Below are 9,200 nucleotides of genomic sequence, written 5' to 3'. Positions count from 1 at the left end.
GGGGGGTGGGGAGTGGTTTTCTGGTAAAAAGCCCGGCGATGGTTAACCCAAAGGCAATGATCCCGACCAGGCTCAAAAGGAGTCCGGCTTTTTTTCGGGCAGGTCCTGAGGTTGATAATGGTGGGTTCTTCGCAGGGATGTTTTGTTCAGGTAATTGTGATGGCGGCGAGATAACTGCTCCCTGCGATGTCATTTCGAGTGCTCTTTTTAACTCGAGCTGGAAGGCCTGGGCTGAAGGGTAACGATCCCCGGGTAAAACGGCCATGGCTTTTTCGATCACCCGTGCAGTTGCAGGGGAGATGTGCGGTTTATGGTGGAGGATTGGAGTGAGCTCAACACTCCCCATAGCCCGGCCCAGCCCATCTTCGGGGATCATTCCTGTCAGTGCGGCGTAAAGAGTTGCGCCGAGAGCGTAAATATCGGAGCGAGGATCTGTGCCCTGGCCATACTGCTCGGGTGGGGCATACCCAGGAGTAAGAGCCTGGGCGCCGGTTGTGGTTTTCTCTCCCTGCAGGCTTCGTTTGGCCAGGCCAAAATCGACCAGAAACACCCGGCCGGTTGGCGTAAGCCGGACGTTGCCTGGCTTTATGTCGCGGTGGAGGATAGGAGGTTGACGGGTATGAAGATAGATGAGCGCATTGCAGATCTCAATGCCAATTTTGAGAACCTCTACCTCCTCAAGCGCCCCTTTGTTTTTCATCCATTGCCGGAGGTCAGTACCTTCGATGTAATCCATCACCAGATACTGGCCTGAACCAGGGACGGTGAAATGATCCGTAACCCGTGGCAGGTTAGGGTGTCGGAGGGTGGCCAGAATATTGGCTTCTAGGGAAAACTGACGAACGTGCTCTTCTCCAGGGAGGAAATTTTCTTTGATTGCCACCTTGAGGTTTAAAGTCAGGTCGTGAGCGGCATAGATGGCTCCCATGCCTCCCTGAGCAATGACTTCATCGATGCGATAACGTTGATTTAAAAGAGAGCCGGGTTGGAGCGGCATGAGAAATTAACCCTGTGGAAGGTCAAGGAACTGACTGGGGAGAAGGCCGCCATGAGGGGCCAAACTCAAACGCCGGGTCGGTGGTCAGGCGGGTGATGTTTGCTCCGTTGATGGTCATCAAATAGATGTCGTGGTTGTCTCCATCAGGCCAGCCCTCATACGCCAGCCAGAAACCATCGGGAGAAACGCTGACGCTACCTACCGGGCCGATATTCACCTCAGGATTGGCCGGGATGCGAAATTCGCGGTAAGTAAGGCGGTCTTCGTAACGCATACCCACCAGGTTTGGCACTTTCGAACCCCCGACGATTTGATTGTAAAAGATGACCTGCCCATCCCTGCTCCAGACCGGTGAGAAGTTGTTGAACTCCCCGTTGGGGCTGAATTGCACCTGGCTGTTCCCTTCATCATCCATAATCCAGATCTGCCCAAAGACGATTTTCCGGACAAAGGCGATCTGATGGCTGTTAGGCGACCAGGAGGGTTGGACATCAGCGAAGCGTGATTGAGAAATTTCTTTGACTGCCAGGGTTTTTAAATCAATGGTGAAGATACTTGCCCGGCCGGTGCGAAGCGAGGTAAAGGCAATTCTGGTTCCGTCAGGCGACCAGGCAGGATCAAAATCGCCTTCAGGGCTGGCGGGCAGAGGAGTGAGGCCAGTTCCGTCTGCATTGATAATGTAGATGGAACTTCCGTCGTAAATTTCACGCTTATTCAAGCAGGGAGAGATGAACGCCAGACGTTGACCATCAGGTGACCATGCCGGTTGACAGGCGCCATCTTGCATATTTGTAATTTGCCTGAGGCCTTTCCCATTAGCCCCGATCGACCAGATTTGCATCATTCCAGTCCGTTTGGAAGCAAAGGCGATCTCTGATATACCTCCACCCAGCGGTGTGGCAGTTGGAGTAAGGGAGGGGACAGCAGTCTCGGTTGGTGAGGGGGTAATTTGAGGCTGCACAACCGGGTTGGAAGTTGGCTCAAAAGAGGGGGTGGGTTCGGACGAAGGTTGTGAGGTGGGGCTCTCTGGCGGAGAGAAGGGGGTTTCAGATGGAATGACTGGAAGGTAGGCTGTTGGGGCGGTGAAGTAAGCCAGCACTGTCTGAGGGAGGTTGGGTTGGAGCTGAAGAGCAATATAAGCTCCGGCGACAATCAATGCCATCAGAGGGAACATCAGCCATGGAGAAGATTTCCGCCGCCTTCTGGACGAAGGCCGAGATTTTAAGCGCATTCCCTGGCCTCCGTTCCCGGCCATTTCTCCTTCAGGTGAACCGAAAAAGTCGGGGGGAGGAGGTGAGATAGTGGGGCGTTCGCGAAAGAGAGCTGCCATTTCACTGCAGGCGATCAGGGCTTCGCGGAATTCTCTGGCTGACTGAAAACGATCTTCGGGGTCAACTTCCAGAGCGCGATGAATAACCTCTGCCAGCCGGCGTGAAACCTTGGGGTTGAGCACGCGCAGATCCGTCATCTCGGCCTTACCGGTCATCCGATTTAATCCGTCTTCGGGGATGACTCCGGTCAGTGCCGCGTAGAGCGTGGCTCCGAGAGAATAAATGTCGCTACGTGCATCAGTACTGGCGGTTCCGTATTGTTCCGGTGGAGAATAACCGGGGGTCATAGCGCGGGCACCGGTAAGGGTGGCCTGGCCTCCCTGAAGGATTTTTGCCAAACCGAAATCCACCAGCACTGCCTGACCATCGGCAGTTACTTTGATATTACCCGGTTTAAGGTCTCGATGAATGATCGGGGGGGTGCGAGTATGAAGGTAATCCAATGCCTCGCATACAGAGATGCCGATCAAAATAGCTTCTTTTTCCGGAAGTGGCCCGGTACGTTCCAGCCGCTGGCGAAGGTCTTCTCCTTCGATGTAATCCATGACCAGGTATTGCCCCTGATTCTCAAGAATGAAATAATCGGTGACGTGAGGTAATCCTGGATGGCGCAGGCTGGCGAGGATGCTGGCTTCACGTTGAAACTGGCGGCTGTATTCATCCGTCAGAAAAAGGTTTTCTTTAACCGCTACAGAAATATCCAGATGGATATCGGTGGCACGATAAACTGCCCCCATTCCTCCCTGACCCAGGATGGAGACAATCCGGTACCGATGATTAAGAAGTGTGCCCGGAGCAAGTGGCATGTCGATATCCGATGGAAAAACCGATCCGAATGTATTCTACATGAGTTATCGGGTATGCGCAATGAAGTTGATATCAAACCGGCCTAGTATTCCGTGAATGATTTCTGAGGAGTGCCATACCCGAACAGATCAGGTGAGAAAGACCAGACACCCAGCCCCAGGAAAACGCCAAACCAGAGTGTGGCGAGGCGGATGAGCACGGTGGCTGTAGAAGCAATGGCGGGATTTTCGCGCAAGATGAGGGTCAACAACCCAGCAATGGAGACCTCCGCCGCTCCCAGTCCCCCGGGAAGGGCAGAGGCGGCACCGATAACGGTAGAGAAGGCAAGGACAAAAACGGCCATTGCCATCAGGTGCTGGTCGGGCTTCAGTCCTAAACCGAGGAGGATAAAGTAAAAACCTATCCCTTCTCCCAACCACGAAAGAGTTCCCAGCGCCACAGCAAAGAGGGTGGGCGCAGGGCGGAATAGCATGAAACTCCCCTCATAAAACTCGCGAGCTGATTGAACCAACCGGCGGAGGATGGAGACCTTCTCACCCTGATCGAGAAGCCAGTTGGCTGCCGGGCGGATCTGGAAAAGAAGGATGATGAAAACAAGCAATCCCAGCACCCCAAGAAACACTGGCCAGTATTGCGGATAGGTCATGACACCCAGCAGAGAGAGTGCCAGCACAGCCAATCCGTCGCTGATCCTCTCGGCCACCACCACAGAAACCCCGCGCCCAACCGGCACACCTGTTTGCCGCATGAGCCAGACACCTTTAAGGACTTCTCCCACTTTTCCCGGGGTGACAGCGAGAGGAAAACCAGCCATGAACAGACGGATACTGTTTTTCAGGGAGATTTTTCGAATGCCGATCTGGTTCAGATAAAAATGCCACTTAATAAACCTCAGGGTGTAGTTACCCAGGGTAAAGGCAAGGGCAATGAGGAAGTATTTCCATTCAAAACGGAGCAGGGTGAGGCTGACGCGTTGCAGATCACCGAGCAGGGCCAGTCCAATGAATACCAGCAGGCCAAGGACAAAGCCGGGGATTAAACGGCGTAGAATCGAAGTGGAAGATTCGTTCATGAATGGATATTCCTTCTGGCATTATACAGGATTCGGATTTTCCGTGGCCTTACAGGAGGTAAAGTCGGGCTTACAAAACTGTAAATTCTCGATCTTTCGGGTAAAATGAAATTATGTTTCCTCAGATTCCATCCGATGCTTCGGAAAGGCCTGTACTGGTGATCGGTGCGGCCGGTGTAGACATGGTGGGTGTACTCACTCAGCCTGCGGAGAAAGGTAAATCGAACCTGGCGCGCAACCGTTTTTCCTACGGGGGTGTTGCCCGAAATGTGGCTGAGAACCTTGCCAGGCTGGGGCAACCCGTCAGTCTCATTACGGCTGCCGGGGGAGATCACCTGGGTAAGGAAATGCTCGAATACACGCGGGCCTGTGGGGTGGATATTTCTGGCTCTTTGCAGGTGCAAGGATATTCGACCGCCTCTTATCTGGCGATCTACGACTCATCAGGGAAGCTGGAAATGGCGGTTGAGGATATGGAGGTGTTACGGGCGATTACCCCGGCCATTCTCAAGGCCAATGCGCATCGCTTTGAAGAAGCCAGTTTAGTGTTTGTTGATGCTAATTTGTCTCCGGCGGCGTTGAAAACGGTTTTTTCTCTGGCGAAAAAGGCCCGGATTCCCGTCTGCGCTGATACCACCTCACCGGCTCTGGCTGAGCGATTATTACCATACCTGTCGAGTTTGTTTCTCCTCACTGCCAATAGCGCGGAAGCCTCAGTATTATGCGGTCATGATCCTGAAGTCACTGAGCGATCTTCTGCACTGGAGGCGGCCCGCTGCCTGGTGGATCGAGATACAGAAATTGCCATTATTACCCTGGCTCAGTTTGGGGTGTGTTACGCCACTCCCGAAGTGAGCGGTCATGTTCCAGCAGTGCGGACAAAAATTATCGATCCGACCGGGGCGGGAGACGCCCTGACTGCGTCGGTGTTGTTCGGTTTGACCAATCAGATCCCTCTGGACGAATGTATTCGCCTGGGGGTTACAGCGGCCTCGCTGGTGCTTAAACACAAGGGAACCGTCTTCCCGGGACTTTCTCTTGAACGCCTGTATGATGAACTTGCCCTGTAAGGGATTTGAGTGTGAACATTCCGCTTCATTTTTCATCTGAAGTAGCCCGTGCCAGGCAGGCCGGGCAGGCTGTTTTAGCCCTGGAGTCGGCTGTCATTACCCATGGTCTACCACACCCCATCAATCTGGAACTGGCGCGTTTGCTTGAAGATGAGGTTCGCGGGGTGGGGGTGACACCAGCCACCATTGCGATTATGGATGGGGCCGTCCGTGTTGGCCTGGATGAAAACGCATTGGAACGACTTGCCACCATGACTCCTGATCGAAAAATGAGCCGGCGCGACCTGGCCATCGCTTTATCTCGCAGGCTTTCGGGAGGTACAACGGTAGCAGGTACTCTGCTTATCGCGAGAATGGCAGGTATTCAGGTGTTCTCTACGGGTGGTATTGGCGGAGTTCATCGGGGTTCGCGTTGGGATGTCTCAGCAGATCTTGAAGAGCTCGCTCGAAGCCCTCTGGTGGTAGTATGTTCCGGGGCGAAAGCCATTCTGGATTTAGAAGCTACGGTTGAGATGCTTGAAACTCTGGGAGTCCCCGTGATTGGATTCCGAACGCACTCCTTCCCGGCTTTTTATTCCGGGGATAGCGGCCTCCCGGTGGACATTATGGTGGATTCTGTAGAGGAGGTGGTTGATATTGCCCTCCGACATTGGCAGCTTGGATTAACGGGTGCTGTTCTGGTCGTGCAGGCTCCACCTGAGGAGGTGGCTATTCCCTACGATCAGATGGAGGGAATCATTCAGGAGGCTCTTCAAGAAGCGCAAAAGAAGGGGATACGTGGATCTGCAGTGACGCCATTCTTGTTGGCCAGGGTAAGCGAATTGAGCGGTGGAGAAAGCCTGCAGGCCAACCTGGCATTACTGAAGAACAACGCAAGGCTGGGTGCTAAGATTGCCCTTCAACTGGTTAATTCTCGCCGACTAACAGGTTGACCCAAGAAATTCCGGGGTCGTCTCGATTGACATTTTGGGAAGATCATAGTAAGATATGCCCGCTCGGCGAGGTAGCTCAACGGTGGAGCAGTGGACTCATAAGCCATTGGTTGTGGGTTCGAATCCCACCCTCGCCACCTGAACGATCCACTTCAGGGATCGTTTTTTTATTACCGGTAACCCCGTTGCGGGTAATGTGTAGAAAATTCCCTTAGAACCGCAGTGCAAGCCACGCGATCAGCAAGGTCAGTAATCCCCCAAGGAACGCCCTTTTTCCGAAGGACTGCTGGCGCAACATTTCAACCCCCAGCTGTTTCTGGGTTTCAGTGACGTCACCCTTTGTGACATAGCGTGCAAGGAATGCGTATGAGTAATCCCGCGAGGAGCCTAAAAAGGATATTCCACCAATCATCAATTGAGCAGCGGCAGCAAGAAATAACCCATCGCTCCACTGGCGTGGGGTGGACCAACCCGAATACAGGCCGTAAATAGCTACCAAAATCAGGGTCACCTCGGTCAACCAGAATGTGCGAAGTACCTGAAAAATGATTCCGGTGCGGCCCGGGTTAACGGGCATCTGGTGGGGGGAATTCGATGAAGATGGCTCAGTACTCACAGATTAATCATCCTTGTAGGGAATAGTATAGTACGGAACAGCCAACCCTGAAAGGTTTTGCCGGGAGATTCACCTCTGGCCTGGTTTTCAGGGTGAAAAATGAAACGCGAAAAACCAGTCAACCAAATTCTGACTGGCTTCTTGATGTTTAATCCTCTCTTCCTGTCAGCTGGTAAGCTGTAACAGCGCCTGCGAAAGCACAGCGATGCTTTGGTGGTACTCACTGATCAGAATGTGCTCCTCGGGAGTATGATCGAGGGATGAATCGCCCGGGCCGTACGCAACTGCCTGGCATTTCCATGCCGGAGCCACGATATTCAGATCGGCAGTTCCTGTTTTGAGACTGAACGTGGGAGCCCCACCCAGTGAACGGATACCTGCGAGCATGGCGCGTACCAGGGGTGTGTTTTTTTCGGCCCGATAAGAAGGGATCCAATCTACAAGGTCGAGCTTTGCATCAGGGGCGAGAGCCTGAAGCTCGGAGATCAAGTCATCAGAAGAAAGATCAGGAGGCAGGCGGAAATTCATTTCCAACTGGGCCGAATGGACGAATCCGTTGGTTGAGGATTTCATATCTCGGAGCGAGGGGGTGAGCTGGTCGAAGATGCGGTTTTTGCCTGCATTTTTCCTGGAAGTGTACCCTTTCACCAGATTCCAGGCTTCTACGGCAGCTTCACAGGCGCTTTCTAATTGAGCCGCAGTGTGGGCCACAGGTTTGTCTATTCGCAGGCGAACCCAGGCGCTCCCTTTATATCCCAGGGTTACGTGGTCCCATCCGCTTGGTTCTCCGATGAGGACACCATCGGGATGGTAATCGGCAAGGATTCCCCGGGCACCGCGCGAATCGCCTTCTTCGGCAAGCGCACCAATGACCACTATACGCCAACCGGCCCGGGCGCCGACTCTGGCGGCGGCGGCGGTAAAACAGGCTAATGGACCTTTGGCATCTACCGCTCCTCTCCCGTACAGACGGTCGCCAATGGTTTGCACGGGAATCTCCCCGGGAACGGTGTCAATATGACCGAGTAGAACCAACTCGCGCGGACCTTCTCCCAGAATGCCCACAGCATTGCCGGTGCGATCAACATGGGCCTGAAACCCGAGCTGATTCATGAGATCGACCAGATAATTCACGGCGGAACTTTCACTTCCGGTCGGGCTGTAATGGTTTAATAAACCGATCAGGATCGATAAATCATCCATGCGTTAAGCATCCAGAACTTTGCGGGTTTTCTCCACAACTACCTCTAAATCTTCCTTATCGATTACGAGAGGAGGAAGAAAACGAATGACTGTCAGACCAGCTGGCAGTGCAAGTATCCCTTCGTTCATCAGGGATTGGAGGTATGGAGTGACTTTCTGCCGTAATTCTATACCGACCATCAGGCCAAGGCCGCGAACATCCCGAATAAGCGGTGATTCAAGGCGCATCAGGGCGCCAAGGAACCACTCGCCCAGTTCGGCTGCACGCTCAGGAAGGTGGTTGGTTTCGATGAAATCAATGGTAGCTAAAGAAGCCGCGCAGGCCAGCGGGTTACCTCCGAAGGTAGAGCCATGGGTTTGGGGGGGGAGCTCGCCCACCCGATCACCCATCAAAACAGCGCCCATCGGTATCCCTCCTGCAATGGATTTTGCCAGGCAAAGCAGATCGGGCTGGAGGTTGTGGTGCTGGAAGGCAAACATGCGCCCTGTACGCCCGAAACCGGTCTGTACTTCATCAATGATTAGCAGAGAACCACGCTGACGACAGAGCTGCTGCGCTCCGCGTAAGAATTCCGTGGACGCGGGGTTGACTCCGCCCTCGCCTTGAACCACCTCAAGGATCACTGCAGCAGTAGAAGGTCCGACCGCGGCATCCAGTGCTTCCAAGTTGTTATATGGGACGTGTCTGAAACCTGGAACGAGCGGTTCGAAAGGCTCACGGTATTTCTTTTCCCAGGTGGCTGAGAGTGCGCCAAAGGTGCGCCCATGAAAAGCGCGCATGCAGGCCACGATTTCCTGCCTGCCCGTGGCGAGCCGTGAAAATTTAATCGCTGCCTCGACGGCTTCGGTACCCGAGTTGCATAAAAACACACGCGGTAATCCGGTTAAGCGGCAGAGGCGTTCTTCGAGTGCGGCGCGGCGATCATTGTAAAACATTTCAGGACAGGAAATAAGCGTTGCCGCCTGTTCAAAAATGGCCTGTACCACTTGAGGGTTGGCATGCCCAATGTTGGCCGCTCCCTGACCTCCAACACAGTCAATGTATTCCCGCCCCTCTGAGTCCCACAGGCGTGCCCCTTTGCCACGTACAATGGCAATCGGGCGCTTGGTGTAGAGACCCGAAGTAAACTGAGATTCTATCTCGATACTGTTCATGGTTCTCCCGAACGAAT

At 53.8% G+C, this 9,200-nt stretch carries 8 protein-coding genes and 1 tRNA gene; 3 read left to right on the top strand and 6 right to left on the bottom strand.

The window, feature by feature from the left end; genetic code table 11:
* The 3 genes from ATHL_RS08890 to ATHL_RS08880 form a co-directional block, all read right to left on the bottom strand.
* Positions 1-997, bottom strand: a 997-nt coding sequence (locus ATHL_RS08890; protein WP_084001299.1) for a serine/threonine-protein kinase, incomplete at its 3' end; no start/stop codon positions are given.
* A 22-nt stretch (positions 998-1,019) separates the two neighbouring features.
* Positions 1,020-3,134, bottom strand: coding sequence for a protein kinase domain-containing protein (locus tag ATHL_RS08885; RefSeq protein WP_062192333.1), 2,115 nt, complete (start codon positions 3,132-3,134; stop codon positions 1,020-1,022).
* 83 nt (positions 3,135-3,217) lie between these two features.
* Positions 3,218-4,207: a lysylphosphatidylglycerol synthase transmembrane domain-containing protein gene (locus tag ATHL_RS08880; protein ID WP_062192330.1), complete on the bottom strand. Its 990-nt coding sequence runs from the start codon at positions 4,205-4,207 to the stop codon at positions 3,218-3,220.
* Positions 4,208-4,320: 113 nt separating this feature from the next.
* Here ATHL_RS08880 and ATHL_RS08875 point away from each other — a divergent pair, with 113 nt between their 5' ends.
* The 3 genes from ATHL_RS08875 (at position 4,321) to ATHL_RS08865 (ending at position 6,346) form a co-directional block, all read left to right on the top strand.
* A complete protein-coding gene (locus ATHL_RS08875; protein ID WP_062192327.1) occupies positions 4,321-5,277 on the top strand; it encodes a PfkB family carbohydrate kinase in 957 nt (318 codons plus the stop codon).
* Between the two features lie 11 nt (positions 5,278-5,288).
* Positions 5,289-6,209, top strand: coding sequence for a pseudouridine-5'-phosphate glycosidase (locus ATHL_RS08870; protein ID WP_062192325.1), 921 nt, complete (start codon positions 5,289-5,291; stop codon positions 6,207-6,209).
* Positions 6,210-6,274: 65 nt separating this feature from the next.
* Positions 6,275-6,346 (top strand) — tRNA-Met (locus ATHL_RS08865).
* Between the two features lie 74 nt (positions 6,347-6,420).
* Here ATHL_RS08865 and ATHL_RS08860 read toward each other — a convergent pair.
* The 3 genes from ATHL_RS08860 to ATHL_RS08850 form a co-directional block, all read right to left on the bottom strand.
* Positions 6,421-6,786, bottom strand: coding sequence for a hypothetical protein (locus ATHL_RS08860; protein WP_062192322.1), 366 nt, complete (start codon positions 6,784-6,786; stop codon positions 6,421-6,423).
* A gap of 204 nt (positions 6,787-6,990) precedes the next feature.
* The gene (locus ATHL_RS08855; RefSeq protein WP_062192319.1) at positions 6,991-8,028 is read right to left on the bottom strand and encodes a [LysW]-lysine hydrolase; all 1,038 of its coding nucleotides are present in this window, start codon (positions 8,026-8,028) and stop codon (positions 6,991-6,993) included.
* Positions 8,029-8,031: 3 nt separating this feature from the next.
* The gene (locus ATHL_RS08850; protein WP_062192316.1) at positions 8,032-9,183 is read right to left on the bottom strand and encodes an aspartate aminotransferase family protein; all 1,152 of its coding nucleotides are present in this window, start codon (positions 9,181-9,183) and stop codon (positions 8,032-8,034) included.
* Between the last annotated feature and the right edge of the window lie 17 nt (positions 9,184-9,200).

Source organism: Anaerolinea thermolimosa (assembly GCF_001050195.2).
Classification (GTDB): Bacteria; Chloroflexota; Anaerolineae; order Anaerolineales; family Anaerolineaceae; genus Anaerolinea; species Anaerolinea thermolimosa.
Note: the sequence above shows the minus strand (reverse complement) of the source record. Positions and strands in the feature narration are given on the sequence as shown.

Excerpts from the sequence above, each read along its gene's own strand:
- ATHL_RS08850 (WP_062192316.1), bottom strand. The coding sequence starts at position 9,183 with ATGAACAGTATCGAGATAGAATCTCAGTTTACTTCGGGTCTCTACACC.
- ATHL_RS08875 (WP_062192327.1), top strand. The coding sequence starts at position 4,321 with ATGTTTCCTCAGATTCCATCCGATGCTTCGGAAAGGCCTGTACTGGTG.
- ATHL_RS08880 (WP_062192330.1), bottom strand. The coding sequence starts at position 4,207 with ATGAACGAATCTTCCACTTCGATTCTACGCCGTTTAATCCCCGGCTTT.
- ATHL_RS08885 (WP_062192333.1), bottom strand. The coding sequence starts at position 3,134 with ATGCCACTTGCTCCGGGCACACTTCTTAATCATCGGTACCGGATTGTC.
- ATHL_RS08855 (WP_062192319.1), bottom strand. The coding sequence starts at position 8,028 with ATGGATGATTTATCGATCCTGATCGGTTTATTAAACCATTACAGCCCG.
- ATHL_RS08860 (WP_062192322.1), bottom strand. The coding sequence starts at position 6,786 with ATGCCCGTTAACCCGGGCCGCACCGGAATCATTTTTCAGGTACTTCGC.